At 59.1% G+C, this 23,312-nt stretch carries 25 protein-coding genes and 4 pseudogenes; 12 read left to right on the top strand and 17 right to left on the bottom strand.

Going from position 1 to position 23,312, the window contains the following annotated elements:
• Nucleotides 1–63: 63 nt before the first annotated feature.
• Nucleotides 64–369 (bottom strand): pyridoxamine 5'-phosphate oxidase family protein, encoded by a 306-nt coding sequence (locus QM996_RS23370; protein WP_500270530.1) that lies wholly within the window; start codon nucleotides 367–369, stop codon nucleotides 64–66.
• A 290-nt stretch (nucleotides 370–659) separates the two neighbouring features.
• On the opposite strand from QM996_RS23370, the gene QM996_RS23365 reads away from it, so the two are divergent.
• Nucleotides 660–995 carry a hypothetical protein gene (locus QM996_RS23365; protein WP_334198408.1) on the top strand — a complete coding sequence of 112 codons (336 nt, stop codon included), beginning with the start codon at nucleotides 660–662 and terminating at the stop codon, nucleotides 993–995.
• A 174-nt stretch (nucleotides 996–1,169) separates the two neighbouring features.
• On the opposite strand, the pseudogene QM996_RS23360 reads toward QM996_RS23365, so the two are convergent.
• The 4 genes and pseudogenes from QM996_RS23360 to QM996_RS23345 form a co-directional block, all read right to left on the bottom strand.
• Nucleotides 1,170–1,379: pseudogene (locus QM996_RS23360) on the bottom strand (AI-2E family transporter); the annotation flags it as partial.
• A 108-nt stretch (nucleotides 1,380–1,487) separates the two neighbouring features.
• A complete protein-coding gene (locus tag QM996_RS23355) occupies nucleotides 1,488–3,266 on the bottom strand; it encodes an SLC13 family permease (RefSeq protein WP_334198777.1) in 1,779 nt (592 codons plus the stop codon).
• Between the two features lie 164 nt (nucleotides 3,267–3,430).
• Nucleotides 3,431–3,553, bottom strand: a complete 123-nt coding sequence (locus QM996_RS23350; RefSeq protein ID WP_097601427.1) for a hypothetical protein — start codon at nucleotides 3,551–3,553, stop codon at nucleotides 3,431–3,433.
• Nucleotides 3,554–3,611: 58 nt separating this feature from the next.
• Nucleotides 3,612–3,953 (bottom strand): hypothetical protein, encoded by a 342-nt coding sequence (locus QM996_RS23345; RefSeq protein WP_334198776.1) that lies wholly within the window; start codon nucleotides 3,951–3,953, stop codon nucleotides 3,612–3,614.
• 605 nt (nucleotides 3,954–4,558) lie between these two features.
• Between QM996_RS23345 and QM996_RS23340 the strand changes: the two genes are divergently transcribed.
• Nucleotides 4,559–4,807: a hypothetical protein gene (locus tag QM996_RS23340; RefSeq protein WP_334198407.1), complete on the top strand. Its 249-nt coding sequence runs from the start codon at nucleotides 4,559–4,561 to the stop codon at nucleotides 4,805–4,807.
• A 3-nt stretch (nucleotides 4,808–4,810) separates the two neighbouring features.
• Nucleotides 4,811–5,044 (top strand): hypothetical protein, encoded by a 234-nt coding sequence (locus tag QM996_RS23335; protein ID WP_500270484.1) that lies wholly within the window; start codon nucleotides 4,811–4,813, stop codon nucleotides 5,042–5,044.
• Between the two features lie 737 nt (nucleotides 5,045–5,781).
• Here QM996_RS23335 and QM996_RS23330 read toward each other — a convergent pair.
• The 6 genes and pseudogenes from QM996_RS23330 to QM996_RS23305 form a co-directional block, all read right to left on the bottom strand.
• Complete coding sequence (locus tag QM996_RS23330; protein WP_334198406.1) at nucleotides 5,782–6,045, bottom strand: DUF1488 family protein; 264 nt, start codon at nucleotides 6,043–6,045, stop codon at nucleotides 5,782–5,784.
• A 140-nt stretch (nucleotides 6,046–6,185) separates the two neighbouring features.
• Nucleotides 6,186–6,434 (bottom strand): hypothetical protein, encoded by a 249-nt coding sequence (locus tag QM996_RS23325; protein ID WP_334198405.1) that lies wholly within the window; start codon nucleotides 6,432–6,434, stop codon nucleotides 6,186–6,188.
• 262 nt (nucleotides 6,435–6,696) lie between these two features.
• Nucleotides 6,697–6,879 carry a hypothetical protein gene (locus QM996_RS23320; RefSeq protein WP_334198789.1) on the bottom strand — a complete coding sequence of 61 codons (183 nt, stop codon included), beginning with the start codon at nucleotides 6,877–6,879 and terminating at the stop codon, nucleotides 6,697–6,699.
• A gap of 13 nt (nucleotides 6,880–6,892) precedes the next feature.
• Nucleotides 6,893–7,107, bottom strand: a pseudogene (locus QM996_RS23315) (hypothetical protein); the annotation flags it as partial.
• Nucleotides 7,108–7,116: 9 nt separating this feature from the next.
• Nucleotides 7,117–7,398 carry a hypothetical protein gene (locus tag QM996_RS23310; protein WP_334198404.1) on the bottom strand — a complete coding sequence of 94 codons (282 nt, stop codon included), beginning with the start codon at nucleotides 7,396–7,398 and terminating at the stop codon, nucleotides 7,117–7,119.
• 371 nt (nucleotides 7,399–7,769) lie between these two features.
• On the bottom strand, nucleotides 7,770–8,969 hold the full coding sequence (locus tag QM996_RS23305) for an IS256 family transposase (protein WP_058328756.1): 1,200 nt from the start codon (nucleotides 8,967–8,969) through the stop codon (nucleotides 7,770–7,772).
• Nucleotides 8,970–9,714: 745 nt separating this feature from the next.
• On the opposite strand from QM996_RS23305, the pseudogene QM996_RS23300 reads away from it, so the two are divergent.
• Nucleotides 9,715–10,386 (top strand): annotated as a pseudogene (locus tag QM996_RS23300) (carboxyl transferase domain-containing protein); the annotation flags it as partial.
• Between the two features lie 16 nt (nucleotides 10,387–10,402).
• Here the strand turns inward: QM996_RS23300 and QM996_RS23295 are convergent.
• The gene (locus QM996_RS23295; RefSeq protein WP_334198403.1) at nucleotides 10,403–10,972 is read right to left on the bottom strand and encodes a recombinase family protein; all 570 of its coding nucleotides are present in this window, start codon (nucleotides 10,970–10,972) and stop codon (nucleotides 10,403–10,405) included.
• A 145-nt stretch (nucleotides 10,973–11,117) separates the two neighbouring features.
• Between QM996_RS23295 and QM996_RS23290 the strand changes: the two genes are divergently transcribed.
• Together QM996_RS23290 and QM996_RS23285 are read left to right on the top strand one after the other, a co-directional pair.
• The gene (locus QM996_RS23290) at nucleotides 11,118–14,087 is read left to right on the top strand and encodes a Tn3 family transposase (protein WP_334198402.1); all 2,970 of its coding nucleotides are present in this window, start codon (nucleotides 11,118–11,120) and stop codon (nucleotides 14,085–14,087) included.
• A gap of 60 nt (nucleotides 14,088–14,147) precedes the next feature.
• Nucleotides 14,148–14,728 (top strand): annotated as a pseudogene (locus QM996_RS23285) (ISNCY family transposase); the annotation flags it as partial.
• Nucleotides 14,729–14,734: 6 nt separating this feature from the next.
• Here QM996_RS23285 and QM996_RS23280 read toward each other — a convergent pair.
• Complete coding sequence (locus QM996_RS23280; RefSeq protein ID WP_334198401.1) at nucleotides 14,735–15,472, bottom strand: hypothetical protein; 738 nt, start codon at nucleotides 15,470–15,472, stop codon at nucleotides 14,735–14,737.
• 374 nt (nucleotides 15,473–15,846) lie between these two features.
• Here QM996_RS23280 and QM996_RS23275 point away from each other — a divergent pair, with 374 nt between their 5' ends.
• Complete coding sequence (locus QM996_RS23275) at nucleotides 15,847–16,152, top strand: hypothetical protein (protein ID WP_334198400.1); 306 nt, start codon at nucleotides 15,847–15,849, stop codon at nucleotides 16,150–16,152.
• 107 nt (nucleotides 16,153–16,259) lie between these two features.
• Here the strand turns inward: QM996_RS23275 and QM996_RS23270 are convergent, their stop codons facing one another.
• Complete coding sequence (locus QM996_RS23270; RefSeq protein ID WP_500270529.1) at nucleotides 16,260–17,492, bottom strand: epoxide hydrolase family protein; 1,233 nt, start codon at nucleotides 17,490–17,492, stop codon at nucleotides 16,260–16,262.
• A 168-nt stretch (nucleotides 17,493–17,660) separates the two neighbouring features.
• On the bottom strand, nucleotides 17,661–18,101 hold the full coding sequence (locus tag QM996_RS23265; protein WP_334198398.1) for a VOC family protein: 441 nt from the start codon (nucleotides 18,099–18,101) through the stop codon (nucleotides 17,661–17,663).
• A 390-nt stretch (nucleotides 18,102–18,491) separates the two neighbouring features.
• On the opposite strand from QM996_RS23265, the gene QM996_RS23260 reads away from it, so the two are divergent.
• A complete protein-coding gene (locus QM996_RS23260; RefSeq protein WP_334198397.1) occupies nucleotides 18,492–19,448 on the top strand; it encodes an alpha/beta fold hydrolase in 957 nt (318 codons plus the stop codon).
• Here QM996_RS23260 and QM996_RS23255 read toward each other — a convergent pair.
• Together QM996_RS23255 and QM996_RS23250 are read right to left on the bottom strand one after the other, a co-directional pair.
• Nucleotides 19,445–20,353, bottom strand: a complete 909-nt coding sequence (locus tag QM996_RS23255; protein ID WP_334198396.1) for a LysR family transcriptional regulator — start codon at nucleotides 20,351–20,353, stop codon at nucleotides 19,445–19,447. The two genes, QM996_RS23260 and QM996_RS23255, sit on opposite strands and share 4 nt — an antisense overlap.
• A gap of 43 nt (nucleotides 20,354–20,396) precedes the next feature.
• Complete coding sequence (locus QM996_RS23250; protein ID WP_334198775.1) at nucleotides 20,397–21,035, bottom strand: TetR/AcrR family transcriptional regulator; 639 nt, start codon at nucleotides 21,033–21,035, stop codon at nucleotides 20,397–20,399.
• A 262-nt stretch (nucleotides 21,036–21,297) separates the two neighbouring features.
• On the opposite strand from QM996_RS23250, the gene QM996_RS23245 reads away from it, so the two are divergent.
• From QM996_RS23245 to msrA, 4 genes are all read left to right on the top strand, one after another.
• On the top strand, nucleotides 21,298–21,834 hold the full coding sequence (locus tag QM996_RS23245; RefSeq protein ID WP_334198395.1) for a YkgB family protein: 537 nt from the start codon (nucleotides 21,298–21,300) through the stop codon (nucleotides 21,832–21,834).
• A 98-nt stretch (nucleotides 21,835–21,932) separates the two neighbouring features.
• Nucleotides 21,933–22,088 (top strand): DUF1127 domain-containing protein, encoded by a 156-nt coding sequence (locus QM996_RS23240; protein WP_500270483.1) that lies wholly within the window; start codon nucleotides 21,933–21,935, stop codon nucleotides 22,086–22,088.
• 137 nt (nucleotides 22,089–22,225) lie between these two features.
• Nucleotides 22,226–22,669: a peptide-methionine (R)-S-oxide reductase MsrB gene (gene msrB / locus QM996_RS23235; RefSeq protein ID WP_334198394.1), complete on the top strand. Its 444-nt coding sequence runs from the start codon at nucleotides 22,226–22,228 to the stop codon at nucleotides 22,667–22,669.
• The gene (gene msrA / locus QM996_RS23230) at nucleotides 22,670–23,185 is read left to right on the top strand and encodes a peptide-methionine (S)-S-oxide reductase MsrA (RefSeq protein WP_334198393.1); all 516 of its coding nucleotides are present in this window, start codon (nucleotides 22,670–22,672) and stop codon (nucleotides 23,183–23,185) included. It begins immediately after the preceding gene.
• Nucleotides 23,186–23,312: the final 127 nt, after the last annotated feature.

The following is a 23,312-nucleotide window of genomic DNA, read 5'->3' as shown; positions in this document are numbered from 1 at the left end:
ATGGGAAGGTATCCCGGTGGCTTCTCATCCGCGCCCCAGTTAAGGGCACCTGGTTCCCACCAATCATTGTAAACGTTCAGTATGCCCCCACGCGTGTTTCTTCTCCGCGTCTTCGTGGAATTCGCGGTACCTGCCCTCAATGACCACGCATTTCCATCGGTGCTGATCAGTGGAATGCTCGATCTCAACGCATACAAGCGGATTGCTCCGCATGAATTCAATCTTTCTTCCCGGCATCGAAAAACTGAAAATTTGGCCCTCTGCTCGGACATAATATATTGGCACAACATAAGGTTGATTATCACGGCAACATCCAAGCCGGGCTACGCGCTGCTCGGCGATGAGTATGCTGCATTCACTGGGTAGCATCTCGCGCAATCTCATTGGCGTTGCTCCGTCCAGATCTCTCGGTTCGATCGACGTCCTCGATGCTTGCGGATGACCGCAATCTTACCCTCTATTGTAGCACGAAACCGGGTCGGTATGCGCGGGTGCCATAAAACGTCGGATTCGCGCGTGTGGGTCGGTTTCCTTCGGAGGTGATAATTGATTGTAATTCTCTCGGAAGGGTCCATGCTGTGATCAAGGCCAAAATTTTTAGCGCACGCCTCACGGTCCCGCGGAGTTCCGCCGAGATGCCCCAATTGAAGGAGGACAGCATGTCTTCCACCTTGACCCAGCAATACCTTACCTCGCTCAACATCAAGATGTTGAAGCGTGTGCTTGACACAACAGGACTGTTTGACGTCGATAGCGCTTGGCACCGAGAAAAAAGGCGGGATGCGGCGAGATATCTCATCACAGCTTTCCAGGATGGCGTTCATTCGGAAGCGGCGCTTTCAGCCTCGCTCATGCGCCAGATCAAGGTGTTCTCCTCGCCTTCTTCGCCTATTTCGATCGCCGATCCGCTTCAAAAAGAGGATGAGAGGCGTTGGGAGAACGAAGGCGGCAGCATGGCGTTTAGACACCGACCAGCTCGCATTTTGATCAATTGATTAAGTTGGGATCCAAATCTGGCCGGAGAAAAGCAGAGACTGTATCAACCCGTCGGCAGCCAGCCTGTTGTTAAGCGGCGCCGGGAGGAAGCGGCGTGGAGCGTGGCGCCGGAACCGCTTGCGAGGATCAGCCGAGCCGGACCTTTTTCTGAAACGGAGATCTGTCAACTCAATCCCTTGGATCGGCTTCCAAGTGTGGTCAGCCGCAACAGAAGGCGACGCCGATAGCGTTCGCTCTTCGAGTTCCGTTGCGACCCACTCGAGAAGGAGGTTGTAGGCCACCGCCAGCAGGGTCGGCCCGAGAAGAAGCCCGATTAATCCAAAGGCCAGGACACCGCCAACGAGCCCGAACAGACCGAGCAGCACGGGCAGATTGATGAGGCGTCGTGGCGATCGTTCAGCTCATTCTGGTCCTTACGGGCAGACTTTAGGCTGACGCCACCGTGAACCCGGTAAACCGGAAATCGGCGAAATTGAAACGACGCCACCGCGCTAAACTGGCGGCCAAAACCACAGGATCAGAGGCACGCCCAGCACGACCACGATGAACGAGAGCGGCAGCCCCAACTTCCAATAGTCACCGAAGCGATAACCGCCGGGACCCAGCACCAAAGTGTTGCACTGATGTCCAACAGGCGTGAGAAAATCGCAGGCCGCCCCCACAGCGACTGCCATCAGAAACGAATCCGGATTGTAGCCAAGGCGCTGAGCAAGCGTTACCGCGATCGGGGCAATCACGAGAACGGTGGCTGCATTGTTCAGAAACGGCGTCGCCGCCATTGCTGCTACCATGATCATTGCAAGGGCGCCGTAGGGGGGCAAGGTGTTGGAGAGCTGAGCGAGGCCGCCGGCGATAAGGTCGGCACCACCGGTCGCACGGATCGACTCGCTGACCGGAATGAGAGCGCCGAGCATTATCAGGATGGGCCAGTCCACAGCCTCGTAAGCTTCCCGAAGCGAAAGTGAACCGAGCAGTACCGTCAGGACAGCAGCCGTAAAGAAAGCCGTGGCAACGGGCAGCAGGCCTAATGCAGTTAGCATCATGGCACCAGTCAGGACCACCACCGGAACCAGACCTTTTCGGGGGTTCCCCAAGCGGATTTCGCGCCCGGCTAACGGAAGAAGACCGAGTTCCATCAACCTGGTTGGGAGAAGCACGAGATCGCCCTTCAAAACGAGAACGTCCCCTGGTCTTAACGCGATGTCGCGCAAACGCTCGGTGAAGCGCTTGCTGCTCCGGCTCACCGCGAGAAGATTGATATTGAAACGGTCATGTAGCGCCAAGCGCTTGGCGGTTTGCCCGATCAAGACTGATTTCGGGCCGATCACCACCTCAATCCCGGCAATCTCCTCGTCAACTCCTTTTGCTTCCGTGGGGCGGTCGTGCCCCTCCAGTTCCAGACGCGCGCGACTGATGCCTCGCTCCAACGCTTGAGGGTCACCTTCCAACAGAACGATATCGCCCTGACGAAGGACGACGTCCGGCCGTGCCATCAGGCGCTCGACCCGGTTGCGGACAAGGCCGGTGACAAGGACCTCCTCGTCCAACAAGGTCGACAAATGACCGATCGACTTGCCGAGAACGGTCGAACTCGCAGTAATGCGGGCCTCTGTCATGTAGTCCTTGATGTTCAGCGCCTTCTCCATTGTCGCGACCGCCTCGCGTCCCCGGGGAAGCAGTCGGTAGCCAAACGCCAGAAAGACTACCCCCGCTGCGACAAGCCCTAAGCCGACAGGAGTGAAATCGAACATGTTGAAAGGTCGGCCCGTCAGTTCCTCGCGCATCCGGGAAACGACAATATTCGGCGATGTGCCAATGAGGGTCATGAGCCCACCAAGCAGGGAACCGAACGCCATCGGCATGAGAAAGGACGAAGGGGAAGCTTTCGACCGGCGCGCCATCTGGAATGCGACCGGGATCATCATCGCCAACGCGCCGATGTTCTTGATGAACACGGAGAGAACCGAGACGGTCGTTACGAGAATAACAACCTGAGCCTGCACAGAGATCACGCTGGGCGCCACCCGATGGAGGAATGCCCCTATCACACCACTGCGCTCAATCGCGGCGCTGACGACCAGCGCGCTGGCTACAATGATGACAATGTCGTCGCCGAAGCCGGAGAACGCTGCCTTGTGCGGCACGATGCCGGTGAAAACCGCGGCAAGCAACGCGAGAACCGCAATGAGGTCGTAGCGGAGCCGTCCCCATATGAAAGCGACCATCAGGCCGATCAGAATGGCGAAGGCGATAGCCTGAGCCTGTGTCATCGATAAAGTCCCGACCACTCTTCGCAATGCCAGGTCCATTTTACGCGCATGAAAGAGCTAATGTCGGGATAACTTACCAGCTTCTTTCAACCGCGCGGCACCCCGAACGTCCGTCCAGGGTGTTTTTCCAGCTCCGTAGAGCGGAAGCACGCTTGATCAGACGACTAGAGGATGCTTCCGAACAGAACCGAATAGACAATCACAGCAATCGCCAGCGTAAACGCAAGCGATACGAACAGGCGCGTGAAGTCGTAGGTATGGAAGCGGGCGGGGATGAGGTTTTTCATAGCGATCACCTATTTTTTCGTTCTGGTTGGCCTAACTATGCTCGGTGTCGGCTGCGCTTCAGGATAGCGAGCGACTGCAACTCGTGCTGACCTTGCCGAGGACGTCCGCCGGAACTTGGATATCGGCCATAATGGTCGCTACGAGCTCGTCGCGCTTCGCGCGATTGTCGTAGCCCTTAAGCGTTGCGAGATCGGTGCTGGCGGCAGCAGCCATTCGTCCTGCCGCACCTGAACAAATGCCGGCAAACGCATCCACTCTAGCCGTTTCTGCCGCCAGAGTGCTGGCAGTCGTGGTGGTGAGCCATCCCGCATTGAAGCCGATGATGGGACTGAAGAAAAGCCCGACAACCAAACCAATCGCGTAGGGTTTTGTCCGTTCAAGGATTTGCTCGAATGTCATGATTTTATTCCCTCTAATCAGGTGATTATCGGGATCGTTGCGGGCCCGCGCTCCGACCAGGAGCCAATGGCAATCCAGATTCTTCACCCTGCGCTCTAACTTAAATAATGTAAATAGACGTCAACAATGTTTCTTGGAAAATATACCAAAATTAAAAGTCACGAATAACTTTGAGGACACATCATTCGTGTTCGAATATTATTACGTATCAATTTATCAATGTCATCACCAAGCGGCTTCATTTTCATGTGGCGGTGGATTTGTTTTTAAAACACTTAGTAAAGCCTCAATCAACTCGTATAGCTTGAACCTCGTCCTAAGGCCAGTTCGGCCTTTTCAGAGGCTCTAGACCCACCAAACTCACCGATCATCGATCCGGCTTATCGGCCGTCGGTGCGCCTCAGAGTTCGAACAAATACTTCCCCGGTGCGGCGGAAGCCGATCGCATCGCCGCCAAGCTCCGTTGAAGGGCAATTGGCCTCAGTATTGCATCCGCGAAGATGCCAAGGGGCGTCAGCGGGGAAGATGATTTGGAGCCGCTCGAATGGAGCATGACACCCCTCCGCTGAAGTACAGCGGCGGCTCGCCCCGAGGAGGGTCACAAGATGAAAAGCAAACACGAAGAGCACGCCCTTGCGATCAACGCATGGGAGTCTGAAGGCGGTGCGCCCGACAGATCCGGACGACTCTATCAATATGGCCGCCGTTTCGAGGGAGACGGCACCTATACGATCTACCATGTCTTTACGGGCGAGGTTGCAAGGATAGGCTCCTGGACGATGGAGGGGCTCAGCCCCAAGAATGCTGCGCGGGCGCTGCGCGTTCTCAATGCCCCACAAGTGGCTCCGGAATAAGCGATGCGCGGCTACCCAGACGATATCGTCGCAGCCCTGAGCGAGACCGAGGTGCGCACCCTGCGGCGCGTATTCGAGGCAGTTTGTATCGAATTCAAAATTCCGCGCAGAGGGAAGCGCATCCAAGGAGTTGCAAACTTTCTGATGGACGAGTTTCGGCGTCATCCACGAGACGAAGACATGTTTCTCGCTGCCGCGCGGGCGTTCTGCTGCCGCCAAGAACCAGGTCACGGCTAGCAGACAGGTGCGCAGGTGAGGTCACGCTAGGAGGATGGCCCACATCTACAGGACCTGCTGCGAGAAACATCAAAATAATCAAACAACAAAACGACACGGGGTCGGTTCCGGCTCGGGGCCGATGTGGGTTGCTACTCCTTCATCGTGACGGACTTGCACCATCTACTCCTTGCCGGTCTCCCGGCGCACTGCCATGTTCGCCCCCTACCGGAACCGACCCCGACACGGGAGAAAGTCAGTGAAATCGCATGTTGGGAGTTTTGGATACTGTTTCAGACCGGTTGAGTTCCTGATCCGCTCGTCGCTTGTATTGGCGCTCGGGGCGGTCGCTTGTTTTACGTTCTACGACGTCGTTTGGTAGGTACCGGAGCGAAAAATAATATAAATCTACTTCCGCCATTTCGCATAAAGCAAAGCCCGCCAACCGCGGGCTTTGTCACGAAGATTAATTGGGCGAAACTAATATTCTCAATCTCGTAATAGGGGCACCTCAAATAAGGATCATCCTCCGCCAGGCTGGGCCGGTCCAGTAACATTTTGGGGGCATTGGAAACAGGCGGCGACCAGATTGCATCGCTCGACTCGCCTCTCGCAACGAGCAGGGCTGCAAGCGACCAGCGATTGGTTGGGATGACGGCGGTGTGCGAGACTTTTGGTGCCGCGCGGTCGGACATCGCGAGCGAGTGAAGCAGCTTTCCGACAGATAGGGCGGCGCGCGCAAACCCTGTCGCTACCCGTCATAGAAAGTCGTTTCTTGTGAGAATGTACAACGACCTGTGCCCACTGGAGTAAACGGACTGTGCGACATCTTCGATCAGGCCCCGCGCCGCATCGAAAGCCAAAAGACACTCGGCTTCGGTCGCGTGCGGAGCGGCGGATTTCAACAGCGCCCCGGATTCGACGAAGAACGGAATCTCGAACATGCCGTCATGAGCCAAGAACCGGACAGCTTTCCTAGCCTCGTTGAAACTTCGGCTGCGATTGGGAAAGGAAAGGGCCATGATCAACCTCGTGTCGCGCTCAGATATCGCTGAGCAGAACCAAGCAGGCTATGAAACCGATCGCGAGCGCAACGGTGGCCCAGCCGAGCGAGCGGCGGTAGTCATGGGCATAGAGTTGGTGAGGAAGACGAAACCTCACATCACCCTCCCTTCGCTCGCGGACGGCGCGTTCCCTGCTTGGGATAGGTTTTACGGGTGGCTGCCAGAAGAGATCTTTCCGTTGAAACGGACACACGAAACTTGCCCATCAGAAATCGAGCGAGGTGTTCTGCGCGAATTCCTTCTCGCGGTACCTGATACTCGGCGCAAATCGCCTCGAATACACGCCGCAGCATGTCGACCTCTGCGACGGTCATCGCCACGAGTCCATTTTCGCTGAATGCGGACATTTACGTCTCCTCGTTGTAATTCTACGGAGCAATGAGGATCGGAAGCAGCTGACCATCGGTTGCGGGTTCATCATTGTCCAGAACTCCACGCCGGTGTTCCGGTGGGGAGGTCACTTAGGAACCGTCGCATTCCATAACGTCGGTCCGTATTGATAAAGGCAGCAGTGCTGTCGCATGCGCCACCATTTCGCTGCCAACGTTCGGTGCTACGTGCGTGGTTTCGTAGAGCGCTTCCATAGCGGTTCAATCCTTAAAGGTCGCGCTACAGCAGCCGATGCCGTTCCAGCATTTCCCGGTTACGCCTCAATGTCCCAGAACTGTCGTCGCGCTCTTGTTCATCGCTGTGGTTGGCTTCCGGCCTGCTAATCGTGGGCCTACGGAAAATTATGGTGACGGGTTCACGCATACCTTTGAACAGCTGCTCCAGTTTTTCGACATAGGTCATGGCAATCCCCTCGGTGCCTACGGGTCATGCCCCAGTCGATCGGTTCAAGGTTATCCTCACTGCTAGCGCGGTCCTGTCCGAGTTCGTCGTTGCGAATTCGATATTGAGGGGCGTCGTCTCGCAGGGGCATCCTTGCCGTGATGCGGTAAGTCTCCGCCGCGCGCGGCGATAGATGACTGGGTCCCTAAGGCGAACGGACAGTCCCACGGGGTAGCGATGCTGTGACATGGTCAGCTCTCATGGTTTGGGCAAGTTCGAAATCTCGGCGCCGCCAAGCGCGACCAGGCGCGCCAGTTCGTCGGGTTGGATCTGGATCAACCGCATGCGGAAGCGGTTCTCGCCGGTCGCGGGCAGCTTGATGAAGGTGGCGACGCGGCGATAGGCAGTCCAGGAAAGCCCCTCGATCATCTCCTCGTCGTCATCGATTTCGTAATCACCAGCGGCAATCGTCTCATCGACGCCCGGCAGTGTAAAAGGCCGGTCGAAGTGGATTGTCCGGTGTTTCGTTCGGTTGAACATGTCATCTCCTTTCGACACAGGCACTGCCGGCGTCGCTGGCACGCGAACTCGGTTATGTCGAAAGTGGATGCGTCAGAACCCGCCGCTTTCACGCGGCAGGACACACCATCACGACAATCGAACAGGGGAAAATGGCGGGTCGGGTCTCTGACGCCGCGAGAAGCCAAGCTGGCCTAAATCGACCTCGGAAGCATGCGCGGCAATTGCGGTCTATTCAAGATGTGCCGGAACAATTGAGTTTTCTGGCCGCAATCTTTGCATTGGCCCGCGGAGAACAGCGCTTCCCCGGAACACCATCTTGGATCGTGTCCACGTAGGTGGTGTAGCTGGCGGCTGATTGCCGTGCTTTCCGCCCCAGGTCGGAGCGATTATCAGCGGGCCACAGCGGGCAAGCTGATTTGGGGATCATCGCTCATTTGAGCCATGGTCTCAAGGGTCAGGTATCTGCCTCGCTGGACGGTCCACTCATCGTTCGCCTCCATGAGCAATGCGCCGACGAGACGGACTATGGCTTCATCGTTGGGAAAGATGCCGACGACCTCGGTGCGGCGTTTGATTTCGCCGTTGAGACGCTCAATCGGATTCGTCGAGTGCAACTTCGCCCGGTGCTCTTTCGGAAAGGTCATGTAGGCGAGCACATCGTCTTCAGCGTCATCCATGATCATGGCGAGCTTCGGCACTTTTGGTCTGATCTGGTCGGCGACGCTGCGCCATTGAGCGCTGGCCGCCTCCGGCGTCTCCTGGGCAAAGGCTGTAGCGATGAAGGCGGAAACAACTCGCCTCCCGCTCTTTCCGGCATGTGCCAGCGCATTCCTCATGAAGTGAACGCGGCACCGCTGCCATGTGGCGTTGAGAACCTTGGAAACGGCAGCTTTGATGCCCTCATGCGCATCGGAGACAACCAGCTTCACCCCGCGTAGACCTCGCCGTGTCAGCCGACGCAAAAACTCCGTCCAGATTGGCTCAGCTTCCGATGTGCCGACTTCCATACCCAGGACTTCGCGCCGACCGTCGCTGTTGACCCCGACCGCAATGATGACGGCGACCGAGACGATCCGGCCGCCACGCCGGACCTTGAGGTAGGTCGCATCGACCCAAACATAGGGCCATTCGCCTTCAATGGGGCGGTCAAGGAACGCCTTCACCTTGACGTCGATCTCCTCGCACAGCCGCGACACCTGGCTTTTGGAGATGCCGCTCATCCCCATCGCTTTGACCAGATCATCGACCGACCGCGTCGATATTCCTTGGATATACGCCTCCTGGATAACAGCCGTCAGAGCCTTCTCTGCCATGCGGCGCGGTTCGAGGAAGGTCGGAAAGTAGCTGCCCTTGCGCAGCTTCGGAATGCGAAGCTCGACCGTGCCAGCTCGCGTCTCCCAATCGCGGTCACGGTAGCCGTTGCGCTGTGCAAGCCGCATCGGGTTCTTCTCCCCGAACCCTGCACCCGTAACTGAGCCGACCTCCAGCTCCATCAGCCGTTCAGCGGCAAAGCCGATCATCTCGCGCAACAAATCGGCATCAGCGCTCTTCTCAACGAGCGAGCGCACGTTCATCATGTCAGTGGTCATCAGTGATCTTTCCGTCAGGTTGTGTCTTGAACAACCCGACCCTAGCGGAAAACACTGATGGCCGCCCGCACAGCCCCTCACTCGCTACAGCGCCATTTGGGGGCGCGCTCGCGAGCGGCTGTGCTACCGCCGAACTACACCACTCGGTGGGACACGATCCCATCTTGCCGAACAGGCGGTGCAGCCATCCGCACCACCGGTGGTTTCCGGACTCGATTCAACATGCCAGCGCCATCGGTGTGGGTGGTCACGGCTTACGGGCTAGGGAGGACCTAAGATCGTAGCGAGAGGGTGGTGGCCCTCGACACGATTGCTCCGGCACAGCTCCTTGGATATCCACCGACATCGGTTCGAATGATGCCCCCTAGGCATTATTCGGTTGGATTTTCGGGCTGGGACCGTTGCTGAGCTGTCGGGGCGACTTCGTAACCGGTGAACATCACAGGCGCTGGGCGAAACGCCCAAACCAGCACGATGCTCATCGCGACGAGTAATAGAGAGAAAACAAGACGATTTGACATGGCGCTATTCTCCCACTTTTGGAGCGCTTTGAATGCGGAAGCCAGCATTCGTCGCCATTGTCAGGTCAGGTATTTCTGGCAAGGAAACGGGCAAGCGCCTTCTGCCAGGCCTCGCCGCTGTGTGGCACTTTCGATTGTCCCGTCATTGCTCGGCAACAAAGCATCCCTTTCAGCAGCGCCTTTTGCCGGATGATGACGTCGCTTCGTAGATCTCGCTCGCCTACGGCAAGCTCCTGTCACAAAAAAGTTTACCACGTTCTGTCCTCGCGGTCTTGAACGAGGGATCGTTCGAAGAGTTTGAATGTACGTGTAACGGGATGGGGACCGTCAACGCTCGGCAGGCCTATATCGTCTCGCAGGACTTTACTGTTTTGGGCGGGTCATTGCCTGAGACCCACGCTCAGAAGATCTGCAAGTTTATGGAGAACGGGGCTCCGGTCATCGGATTGAACGACTCCCGTGGCGCCCGCATCCATCGCATCCGGAAAGGCATGGCCTCGCTCGCTGGCTACGCAGACGTCTTCAAGCGCAACGTCGAAGCGTCCAGTGTTGTCCCGCAGATTTCAGCCATGGAGCCTGCGCGGTGGGCGCGGTATACGCGCCCGCTATGACTGTCTTCATCTTTATGGTTCGCGACAGCTCCTAGATGTTCGTAACCGGGCCGGACTTGGTAAAGACGGTCACAAACGAGGTAGTGACTGTCGAAGAGCTCGGCGGTGCAAGAACGCACACTACCAAAGTCCTCCGTCGCCGACCGCGCATGCGAGAATGACGTCGAGACGCTTGAGCACATCCGCCTCCTTTCCGATTTCCTCCCTCTTAACAATCGAGAGGCAACTCCAGATCGTCCGGTGGTCGACGATCCCGAGAGGATCGATATGCGCCCGGACACGCTCGGAAAGTGAAGTTGCGCTAAGCAGTTCGGCTGACACCCAGTCGGCGCATTTCGCGATAGACCGTGGAACGGCCAAGGCCAAGCTGCTTGGCGGCTTCCGCCGGTGGTGTTTTCGCCTCGATCAGCTTCATGGCTGCCTCGACTTTCTCTATGTCCAGCGGTTGGCGTCCGGGTCGCTTTCCCTTTGCCCTTGCGGCAGCCACACCGTCTTTGGTCCGCTCCGAGATCAGCCGCCCCTCAAAATGTGCTATGGCGCCGAATACGTGGAATACGAGTTCCCCGGCTGCCGATGACGTATCGATCTTCTCTTCGAGGCTAAGAAGGTCGATTTTCCGCTCGCGTAGCATCTTTACCGTTTCGAGTAACTCTGCCAGCGATCGCCCGAGGCGATCGAGCCGCACGACCGCTAGAGTGTCGCCCATGCGGGCATAGGCAAGCAATTCGGCCAGGCCAGGCCGGTCCATGCTTTTCCCGGATTTGACGTCGGTGAAGACCTTGATGGCGCCGGCCTGTTCAAGCCGCATGCTCTGACCGGCGACGTCCTGATCGCCGGTAGACACACGCGCGTAACCCAGAATATCCCCCATTTTTCCTGTCTCCGAAACGGCCGTTCTGTGGACAACCACGCTTGAGTGCATTGAACGGCTTCGATTCCGTCCACAGAATATGTCTCTTTATTCCAGTCTGTCCATGAACTTGTGAAGCCTTTTATGGACGCCGGGAGGACCGCCAATGCGCAAGCACGCACTGCTGAGCGAAGCCGAGCGGGAACAGCTGCTGGGGATCCCGATCGACCGTGATGACCTGGCCCGGCTCTACACGCTTGAACCGAACGACATCGACCAGGTCCGGCTGCGGCGGGAAGACCGCAATCGCCTCGGCGTGGCCCTTCAGCTTGCGTTGTTTCGCCACCCCGGCATGACCCTCGCTCAGATTCTTCAGAGCTCCGCTGGGCTTCCCGAGGGACTGGTATCCTTCGTCGCCGAGCAGCTCGGAATACCGGCGATTGCCCACGCAGATTATGCGGGTCGGGAACAGACGATGACGGATCACGCCCGTGAGCTCGCGGCAGCGTATGGGCTTCGCGGGGCGGCCAGAACGGATATCCCCTTCATGATCGAGGCGGCCGCCAAGGCTGCCTGGGGAACGGACAAGGGTATCGTGATCGCCGCCGGCATCATTGACGCGCTGCGTCAGGCCAGAATTCTCCTCCCTGCCGTTTCGACCATCGAGCGCGCCGGCATTGCCGGCCGGGCGCGCGCCAGGAAACAGGCGGCTCATGCGCTCCTGTCCGGTCTTCGGCGGGAGCAACTGGACGCTCTCGATGCCCTTCTGATCCCCGATGCGAGCAAGGGTGCCATGCCGCTCACGTGGCTCAAGGCAATCCCGGCGACTGCGAAGCCCGATCACGTCCGCGAAATCCTCGAGCGCCTGCAAATGGTGAGGGAAATCGAGATTCCGGCGAAACTGCCAGCCGCTGTGCATCCCGACCGATATCGACAGTTCGTGCGCGAGGGGCGTGCGTCTCCAGCCTATCTGCTCGAACGCTACACGACATCACGCCGGCGCGCGACACTGGTCGCTTGCCTGATCGATCTGGAAGAGCGTCTGGCGGACGCCGCCATCGGCTTGGCCGACAAGCTGATCGGTAGTGCCTTTAGTCGCGCCCAGAACAAACAAGACCGGCGCTACGCTGCCACCGCCAAGGATGTTGGCCGACTGATGCGTTTGTTTCACGGGACGATCGAGGCACTTTCCACCGCTCTCAACAACGACACCGACCCGATCGGGGCGATCGACGAGACCGTCGGCTGGGCAAACTTGCTCAAGGCAAGACCCGAAGTCGCAGTACTCGCCCAAACGGCGGACGTGGATCCCCTCATGGTAGCGGTGGACCGGTATGCGACACTGAGAAAGTTCGCCCCGGCGCTGATCGAAGCGCTCGACTTCAAGGCCGGACGAGGAAGCGACCGGACGATCGCCGGTATTCATCTGCTTCGCGATCTCAACAGATCGGGCAAACGAGATGTGCCGCCCGATGCGCCCATGCCTTTCAAGAAGGAGTGGCGCAAACTAGTGATCGGGCCGGATGGCAGGATCAATCGCCGGCTCTACGAGACCGCGATGCTGGCTCACCTGCGCAACAAGCTGCGTTCCGGCGACGTCTGGGTTGAGCGATCTTCCGCCTATCGGCGTTTCGACAGCTACCTCCTCCCGGAGCGAGCCGCCGCGCCGGTCGTCGCCGAACTCGGGCTGCCAACGGCCGCCGACGAATGGCTGCAACAGCGTGGCCGCGAGCTCGACTGGCGACTGAAGAAGTTTGCGCAGCGGCTCAAACGGGACCAGCTCGAAGGCGTGCGCTTTGTCGAGGATCGGCTGCAGATCTCGCCGGTCAAGACCGCGGTCCCCGCCGAAGCGGAAACGCTCGCCGATCGGCTCGATGCGATGATGCCGCGTATTCGCATCACTGAACTCCTGCACGAAGTCGCTCGCGAAACCGGCTTCATGGCGGCCTTCACAAACCTGCGCACCGGCGGAGGCTGCCCCAACGAGAGCGCTCTTCTCGCCGCCATTCTGGCCGATGCCACCAATCTTGGGCTCTCCCGGATGGCAGCCGCCAGCCAAGGCGTGACCCGCGACCAGCTCATCTGGACGCAGGATGCCTATGTCCGCGAGGATACCTATCGGGCAGCGCTCGCCACCATCATCAACGCTCAACATAGCCTGCCGATCGCACGAATCTGGGGCGATGGCGCGACGTCAAGCTCGGACGGGCAGTTCTTCCGCGGCGGAAAGCGCGGCGCCTCAGGCGGCGACATCAACGCCCGCTACGGCGTTGACCCCGGTTTCAGCTTCTACACCCACGTCTCCGACCAGCACGGCCCTTATCACGTCAAGGTGATTTCGGCGGCGACGCACGAGGCGCCTTATGTCCTCGACGGCCTGCTTCACCACGGGAGCAATCTCTCAATCATGGAGCATTACACCGACACTGGCGGCGCCACCGATCACGTGTTTGCGCTCTGCGCCATGCTCGGCTTCCGCTTTTGCCCGCGACTGCGCGACTTTCCGGACCGGCGGCTGATCCCGATCGACCACCCTGCGAGCTACCCGACGATCGCGCCGCTTCTCGGAAAACGCATCCGCGCCGACATCATCCGCGAGCATTGGGATGACGTCATGCGGCTCGTCGCCTCGCTCAAGGTCGGCCATGTCGCGCCCTCGGTGATGTTGCGGAAGCTCGCCGCCTATGAGCGCCAGAACCAGGTGGATATCGCCCTCCAGGAAATCGGCAAGATCGAGCGGACCCTGTTCATGCTCGACTGGCTGGAGAATCTGGCACTGCGCCGCCGATGCCACGCCGGCCTCAACAAAGGTGAGCAGCGCCATGCCCTGGCGCAGGCCATCTACACGTTCCGACAGGGGCGCGTCATCGACCGCAGCCATGAGGCCCAGCAATACCGGGCGTCGGGCTTGAACCTCGTCACCGCGGCGATCGTCTATTGGAACTCGATCTATGTGGCCGACGCCGTGGCGCACTTGCGGGCACAAGACGAAATAGTCCCGGACGATCTCTTGGCCCATACCTCACCGGTCGGATGGGAGCACATCGCCTTCTCCGGCGATTTCCTCTGGGATCGTGCCGCGAAGACAACCGACCGGAAACCGCTCAACCTATCTGGAAAACAGCGTGCGGCGTGACAGCGTTCAGGCTTCGTTCTACGTTAGCGTTGTTTAGCGGGAAACCAGCGCTATGCCCTCTATGCGCCTGAGTTCATTGCAGATTTCAACACTCGTTTCGGCAAGCAAGCACGCAATCCGAAGGACATGCACCGGCCGCTGGCCGACCATGAGAACCTCGATGGTGCCATGTGCCGCAAGGAAGTGCGCACGCTGTCGCAATCCCTGACGCTGCGTTACGACAAGGTGCTGTTCATTCTCGATCCGACCGAGATTTCTAGGCCATTGGCGGGCCAGAAGGTGATTGTCTGCGATTATCCGGATGGTCGGCTTGAGATCATGCACGAGAGCTTTGCCCTGCCCTACAGGACCTTCGATACGTTGCGCCCGGTGCATCGTCCGAGGTGGTTGAGAACAAGCGGCTGGACGACATGCTGTCAATTGTCGCCGAGATGCAGGCCGCACGCCAACAGCAGCGCAGCAAGAGTGGTCCGAGCCGAACGGGCCAAACGGATCATATGTTCGGCATTCGAGACGGTAGCACAGCCAACGGCTACCAGAAGCGTGGTCCCAAGCCTGGCCGGCGGACGGATTTCATGAACGATCCGGCGGTGATTGCGCGACGAGAGAAAGCGTTGATGAGGCAGCCAGCGGCGGAATAAAGAGCGTCAATGCACGCCGATGTCGCTCTGCGTATCCGATTCCAACTGCAGGCAAGCTGGCCAAAGTGGCGTCTTGTGGAAGGCTCCATCCTGGAGGAGCGTGAGCCCCTCTCGTGCCTCATAGAGCAAGCCGAGCCAGCACAAGCGTCGAAAGACGCCATATTGGAGATCGGATTTCAACGTCCAGGCTTCTATGGTCATTTCGGTGTCCGACAGAGGCGCCAGGTCTGGATAGAGGATCTTCACAACGTCTATTGGCGTGCACCCTTCCCTGGCCTTGATATTGAGAAGATTGAGCAACATGCGCCACCAGCGTAACCGCGCTCGGACCTCCTCTTCCCGCTCGGTGGTATGGACATAGGAATAGAGATAATCCGTGGCGATCAGATCGAAGAAGGCTTGCGGTTTTGCCAAAAACTCCCGGCCGCGTCTGGTTGGCAGCAGCACATCTTTTTTCCGGCGAAGAAGCTTCAGGTGACGGGTCATGTCGCGCACGACCCAAAGCGGCGGCACGTCGCCCTCATTGAGCACCTTGTTCATGCTGTAGAGGTCTTCGGCTGTGAAGCCTGGCCAGAGGAAGTGCACAGCGGCCCAATGCACGAACTTGCGGTTCATGGCGCCGGTCGCCGTCAATCCTATCCCGCCCTCACCGCCAGCATAGGCAACCGAAAGAAGCATGCCGCGAAGCAGGGGTGACAGCGCGGCGACATCGACGTCACCTTGCAGCTTGATTTCCGGAAGCATCGTGCGGCTGTGATCCCTACTTCGCCCTATGCAGGTGCAAGCGAGTATCAACCGGCGACAAAACAATTGCTACTGAGAAAGCTAAAGCCGAAGGGGAGTGTCATCACCCGCCCCCGCTCCGCCCTTTCAACCCGGACCAGCCGGTCGGATCGGGGGCTGACTGCCAGAGCAAGCCGGCGGGCAGTATCGCATTTCTAAATGGCTGGCGACGTCGCAGCCCTATTCAGCTTTGACATTGTATGTAGCCGCAAAGTTAGAATGTCCTGTTTCCACAATATAGGAATGTCTCCCTATCGCTGGGCGCACAGTGTGGGTTGACCGTTTTCGGTGGCGAGGCCACACTTGCGACCTGCAGCAAGGCAGGAGGAAAAATCATGGCCGAGCCAGACCAATGGCGCCACATCTCAAGCGCGCCGAAGAATGGCAGTCGGATTCTCGTCACGATCCGTCCGTCCGAACAGGGGGCGGCAGAGGTTGACCTCGCATATTGGTCGAATGGCGATCAGTTCGGCGCAGAAGGCTGGCGCGCCTCGGATTCCTCGCCCGGCCGCATCGTCGAATACGCCGAGCCGGAATTGAAGTGCTGGATGCCGATGCCATCAGCCAACCTCACTCGCAGCGCGATGCCCTCCCCTTGGGAAGGCGACGACGACCAGGAACTCGACGGGTCAGGGATTTGAGAACTCGCGCCGGCGCGGCGAGGAACAAGATCCAGTCGAGCTATCCGCAACCAGAGTACCGCCTGCAATTCTAGGCTGGCCTCCCTCGTACACGACGGGTTCGAAGTTTAGTTCCGAACACGCATGGCCGTGAAACCTGCTCTGACCTCTTCGGCGAAGAGTTCCGGTTCCTCCCAGGCAGCAAAGTGCCCACCTTTCGGCGCGCGGTTATAGTACACGAGCTGCGGATAGGCTTTTGATAGCCAATTTCGCGGCGGCCGATAGACCTCCCCCGGAAATACGGTCACGGCGACGGGAACTTTGGCGGCGGTAAGCTTGGCTCCTGCCTTCAGGTTTTCCCAGTAGATGCGTCCGCTCGAGGGGCCAGTATTCGTCAGCCAGTACAAAGTGATGTTATCGAGAATATCGTCTCGGCTCAAAGCCTGTTCCGGATTGCCGCGTGTGAACACCCAATCCGCGATCTTGTCGTAGAGCCAGGCCGCCAGCCCCACCGGAGAATCCGCAAGCCCGTACCCGACCGTCTCCGGACGCGTACTGAGGATCGAAGCGTAGCCAAAACCGTTGTTGAGGAAGTCACGCGCCTCATCGAAAACCTTCCTCTCGTCGGCTGACAAGCTGTCGGGAGCCGGCCCTCCACTCTTCAGCGCTTGCGCGGCGTCGGCTGGAAACGTCGTCGCGCGCTCAATCCTGTTGACGTGGATACCGAGCAGCCCTTCCGGCGCCTGACGCGCGAGGGCGTCGCTGATGATGGCGCCCCAGTCGCCCCCTTGCGAGACATAGCGGTTGTAGCCCAGCCGTTTCATCAGCCGGTCCCAGGCCATGGCAATCCGCTGCGCGTCCCAGCCCGTAGAGGTTGGTTTCTGCGAAAAGCCGAAGCCCGGGATCGAAGGGATGACAAGATGGAAAGCATCTTCGACCTTGCCGCCATGGGCGGTGGGGTCGGTCAGTGGGGCGATCACGTCCAGCAGCTCAAAGATCGAGCCGGGCCAGCCGTGAGTCATGATCAATGGAAGTGCGCTCTCATGGCGTGAGCGCACGTGGATGAAATGAATGTCGAGCCCATCGATGTTCGTCAGGAATTGCGGAAACGCGTTGAGCTTTCGTTCCGCCCCGCGCCAATCATAGGCGGACTGCCAGTAGACCACGAGTTCCTGAAGCGTCTGCTGCTCGACGCCCTGGGAGCGGTCGTTGACGGTCGCACTGTCCGGCCAGCGCGTTGCCGAGAGACGACGCCTGAGATCCTCGAGAGCCGTCTCGGGAATGGCAGCCCTGAACGGATGGATATCGTCGCTTTTGATCGACGTATTCATGTTGGCGGTCGCGCCGGACGCAGGCAGCATTGCTGCCGCGACACCGATCGCGGCACCCGAAAGCAGAAACGAGCGCCGCGTGACTTGGCTCTTCCAATCCTTGTTCTCCAGGCCCATTTGAGAGTTTCCTTTATGAATAGGTTGGACGCGATGCCGGAGCCATCGCCGATGGCGGCAAGATCCCGTGCTACGCTGATGTCAGACCTCGTCGGGACCTGTGCGGTAGATGAGGAACTTGTTTCCTTCCGGATCGCGAAAATAGGCGCAGTAAGGGTCACCGCCATCACGGCCTCTCGGACCGGGGGCTCCTTCGTCCGAACCGCCCGCTTCCAGGGCCGTCGCATGGGCGAGATCCACCTGCGCTCGCGAGCGGGCCTCGAAGGCGGTCATCGTACCATTGCCGGCAATGGCCGTCTCGCCATTGAACGGCTTGAGCACGCCGAACTCGAGGGTACGATGCCCGTAGTAGACGGCACGTCCCGGCTGAACGAGCACACGACCGATACCGAAGACGGCGAGCAGCTTGTCGTAGTAGGCGGCAGCGGCATCGAGATCGTTCGTGCCGACGGTCGAGTGGCCGGGGAGCGCCCTGGTTTTTTCCGGAATCGTTTTTTGCGAGGAGAACGTCATATCGTTCATTCTGATCTTCCTTTTTTGAAGCGAGCGATTTTTCTTTTCGGCGGTTTCGCTTGGGATCGCGCCGAAAACGGACGATCCGCGAATGAACGGAAATCTAAGAACGAGCCCGGGCGGCCGGCACCCAGCGGAATTGAGAGCCATCCTCTCACGCGGACACCTGGTTCGATCAGGAAGGCTGTAGCGAAGGGCCGGACGCTGGATCGCAAGAAGGGCCAACGCCGAGACGAGATCCCTCGTCTGCGTTTGATGGAGACCTCTCGTATGGCGGCGTGCGGTCGCGGGGCATTTGTTCAATTCAAGAGGGTTCCTCTCAAAAATACCGTCTGCCAGCGACCCGTTGGATATCGGATCTTCTCATCAGATTTGGATTTGATCAGAAGGACGCCTGACATGGTTATCTTATCGCTGAAGAACTTCGTGGCCGCCGCTTCCGTGGTAGTGGCATCGGCAGCGTCAGCACAGGCTGGCGCAGCCATCCCTGTGATTGAGCCGAAGATCGACTTCATCAAGATCGACGAGACCATTACGCTGCGGCGCATGGTTACCCGTCCGGCCTCCCCCAAGGGCACGATTCTCTTCCTGCACGGCTTCCCCGAAACGCTCGCCGTCTGGAAGGGGATCGCGACGACACTCGGCACGGACTACGAGGTCCACGCTTTCGACTGGCCCGGATATGGCCAGTCGTCACGCCCCTCGCCGTTACAGTTCTCCTACTCGCCGAGGGACTACGCCAAGATACTCAAAGCCTATATTGAGAAGACGGGCATCGACCGATCGAATCTGGTCATCTACGCCTCGGATATCGGCGGCCTGCCCGCACTGCTGTTGGCACTCGACGAGCTAACCGTGGCAAGGACGATCATCGCCGGCGACTTCGCGCCGTTCAACCGGCCGCAATACATGTATGAGAGCCTGCAAAATCTCAAGGCAGAGCCGACGGCGACGCCGACGCGTGCCTACATGAACAAGACCAGCGACGAAATCTTAGCAAACGTCCATCGCCGCGGCCTTACACCCGACGCCCAGTACGAACTGCCGCCCGAGGTACAAGCGGATATGAAGAATTCCTGGCTGCGCGATGGCATAACGAGCGCCGACGCCTTCGCCTTTTACTATTCCCATTTCACCCGCGACGAGGACTATCTCGAAGCCAATCTCGGCAGGCTCGTTACTCGGATCAAAGTGATCTGGGGCGAAAAGGACATCTACATCAAGCCGGAGATGGGCAAGGAGTTCGCCGAGCGTACCAATTCGGAGTTCGACATAGTGAAAGGTATAGGCCATTTCCCGCACCTGCAGGATCCAGCCACCACTGTCGAAAAGGTCAGCGCTGCCTTTGCCAATTAGGCCTGCGGCGCCTCGCCTCTTCTGCAGGCAGTGCGAAGGCGAGGCAGCGCCCAGTCGACGAAGGACCGCACCTTCAGCGCCAACTGACCTTGTCCAGAATAGACAATGTGGATCGGCCGGGGCGCCTGGTCGAAAGCCTCCAAAACTGGCACGAGCGCGCCTGAAGCGAGCTCGTCCGGGATTTGATAATCGAACAAGCGGGCGATGCCGGCTCCGCCAACCGCCGCAACCACGCAATTGGCTGCAGTGTTGACCTCGAGACGGTTGCGTGGAACCGCCTCCACCTCGTGACCATCGACATCGAATGTCCAGAAGAACGTCCTCTTGTTGAAGAGTACTCCCTCGTGTTCTGCGAGATCGCTCGGATACTTCGGCACGCCCCGGCATTGCAAATATGCCGGGCTGGCGCAGGTCAGCAGGCGAAACTCCCCGGCCTTGACCGCGTAAAGAGAGCTGTCGGCGAGGTCGCCCAACCGGATGGCGATATCGACCTGCTCCTCCACGAGATGCACTGTCCGGTCGAGCGAGAGCAGATTGAGCGACACCTCCGGATATTTCTCCATGTAGCTAAGCGCGATCGGCATCACATAGCGTGCGCCGAACTCGACCGGCATGGTGATCGTCAGGGTGCCGCGAGGTGTCTGGTACTCGCCAGACGCCCGACGTTCCGCCTCCTCGAGGTCCGTGATGATCTTTCGGGCTGCCTCGACATATTCCCTGCCCGCATCGGTGAGCTGAAGGTTGCGGCTGGTGCGGACGATCAGGCTCGCGCCCAGATGCCGTTCGAGTTCGGCCACCTTGCGGCTGACGCTGGGCAGTGGCGCATTCAGCTTCCTGCTCCCTGCCGAGATGCTGCCGGCGTCGACGACTGCCAGCAGCATCTTCATTGCTTCGAGACGGTCCATCGCATCCCCCGGCGCTTCCGACGTTGCTTACGACATTATGATCCTATGCTGTGCCCGCGTTCGAAGGCTTCGCATGCGGTACCGTACCCGCGCTCCTGCCCGGCGGTTCCGAAGGAGCGCGCACCTCCTGCGCAAGCAGGTTCTCCGCCATGCGCTTGCTCTGCCGGACCGGCTCGCCCGTCCGCGTCATTTGCGCAACCGCGGTCGCCCCCTCGTGCAGGAGGTTGATCGCGTCTGCGACGCGTTTCGGTTCTGCGAAACGGGCGGCATGCGCGAGTTCCTCGAAATAGGCGAGAACGAGCCGCTTGTGCATCAAAGCAGCGCGGAACACCGGATCGACAGCTTCCTTGTGTTCCCCGGCAGCGCTCATGAAAATGCAGCCGCGGAACTGCTTGTCCCGCACCGAGGCCTCCAGAAAATCGAAGGTCGCAAGAAGACGCTCATAGGGATCGTCCGCACGCCGCTCGACAAAGATCCGCATTTCCGCGCGGGATTCTTCATCGCGCCGCTCAAGAGCAGCGCGGATAAGCTCCTCTTTGGTTTCAAAGTGACGATACAGCGTCGTCTTGGCCACCCCAGCCTCGGCGATGAGGAGATCGATGCCGGTCGCTTGGTAGCCGTGCAGGTTGAACAGGCGCAAGGCGGTATCGAGCAGATGGCCGCGGATCTCTGAACGGCGCATGTTATTCTCCAAAACAAAACAGAGTTGTATCAATTTATCGCGCTGCCCGGGAAATGCAAGCGAGACCTGTGCTCCCAAAAAAAAGGCGATGCGCTCGCGCCCCACATCCAATTCCCATTCAACAACGGCGACAACAAAATTCCAGAGCTCGGATTGCCAAACGATACAGATCGGTATATTTAAGCACTAACCGATACACGTCTGTATCGTTTGCCGGGGCCAATCGGGAGAATTGCCCGACGCCACCAACCAGGAGAAGACAATGCCTCGTGATCTCGCACACCACGGCGCGGCGCGTCAGCGTGTCCACGCTCGTTCCCCCGCCTTCGCGCTCGACCTGATCGACAGCCACGGTCAAGCCGTCACTGCCGCTGGCCTCTATGGTTCCCTCGCCGTGATCTACGGCTGGTTCGGCGGGATGAAGTTTACCCGTTATGAAGCGGAGGGCCTGGTTGGCCTGGTCAGCAACAATCCCTTGCTGAGTTGGATCTATTCGCTCTTCAGCGTGGAAAGTTTCTCGAACCTTCTCGGCATCCTCGAACTCAGCATCGCCGTCCTCATCGTGGCCCGGCTGATAAAGCCGATCTACTCGCTTGTCGGCGGATTGCTTTCGGCCGGGCTTTTCTCAACGACCCTTAGCTTCATGGCAACGACCCCCGGGGTGTTTGTGCCTGAGCTCGGCTTTCCGGCGATCTCGGTTGCACCCGGGCAGTTTCTGCTCAAGGACGCCGGGCTCTTCGCCCTCTCTCTCTGGATCGCCATCGACTCGTTTGCGGCGCTCCGTGCGACACGGGCCTGATTGACGAAAAGGGCGGCCCCAAGGGTGCGCCCTCATCCAGCGCAATTTGCGACTACACCATCTCCGGCGATCCGCCGGCTGAACAAGAGGAACGCCTCATGATCATGCACTATCTTATCTCGAGGATCCGCGCGCATCAGCGCTACCGCCAGACCGCTCTGGAACTCGGGCGATACAGCGACCACCAGCTGGACGATATCGGCATCTACCGCTTCGAAATCGACGGTATCGCTCGCCAACAGTTCAAGCAGTGACGACGCCAGGCGCGAAAGGTGCCCAGGGCCGGAATCTTGGTCAGGGGGACTGTCCCCGCAAGGCAAGGCGGTGCCGAGCACCCGCGTCGCAGCTTCACCGCTGGTTCCAAGCAGCACACCCCGATTGGAGACAAGGAATGACTTACAGAAAGACAAACGAAGCGATCCAAAAATTGACGCCCGAGCAGTTTCGCGTAACGCAGCAGAGCGGGACCGAGCGTCCCTTCACGGGCGAGTACAACGACAACAAGAGGCCGGGGATCTATGTCGATATCGTTTCCGGCGAGCCGCTGTTCGCCTCGGCCGACAAGTTCGATTCCGGTTGTGGCTGGCCGAGCTTTACCAAGCCGATCGTGCCTGCCAATGTCGAGGAACTACAGGACCGTTCCCATGGTATGATCCGCACCGAGGTGCGCTCGAAACATGGTGACAGCCACCTTGGCCATGTTTTTCCCGACGGACCTCGGGATCGAGGCGGCTTGCGTTACTGCATCAATTCCGCCGCTCTGCGCTTCATTCCCCGCGAAGAGATGGAGGCGGAGGGTTACGGCGCGTTCATCAACCAGGTGGAGGATATCTGAATGACCGATAGAGCTGAAAGAGCTGTTTTGGCCGGTGGCTGCTTCTGGGGGATGCAGGATTTGATCCGCAAGCTTCCCGGGGTTATCGCGACGCGGGTGGGCTATACCGGCGGCGATGTGCCCAATGCCACCTACCGCAACCACGGCACCCATGCCGAGGGTATCGAGATCGTTTTCGATCCGGGGACGATCAGCTACAGGCGGATTCTGGAGGTCTTCTTCCAGATCCACGATCCGACCACCAAGAACCGGCAAGGCAACGACATCGGCATGTCCTATCGCTCGGCAATCTACTACGTCGACGACGAGCAGAAGCGGGTAGCCGAGGACACCATTGCTGACGTCAACGCTTCAGGCCTGTGGCCGGGCAAGGTCGTGACCGAAGTGGAGCCCGTGGGAGATTTCTGGGAGGCCGAGCCGGAGCACCAGGATTACCTGGAGCGCTATCCCAACGGCTACACCTGCCACTTCCCGCGCCAGAACTGGGTTCTGCCGCAGCGCTCAGCCGCTGAATAATCCGCCTCCGATGTCGGCGTGAATTCGGGCAAGCCGACAGCTTGCCCGAATTTTCCCAAGCCTGAGGCGACACAAAGGGACAAATGCGTCTTTGCGACTACGTTCATCGCGCAGCCCTCGGTATTGT

It is taken from the genome of Sinorhizobium chiapasense (assembly GCF_045277575.1).
GTDB classification, from domain to species: domain Bacteria; phylum Pseudomonadota; class Alphaproteobacteria; order Rhizobiales; family Rhizobiaceae; genus Ensifer; species Ensifer chiapasense_A.
This window is presented reverse-complemented; position numbering and strand designations above follow the sequence as displayed.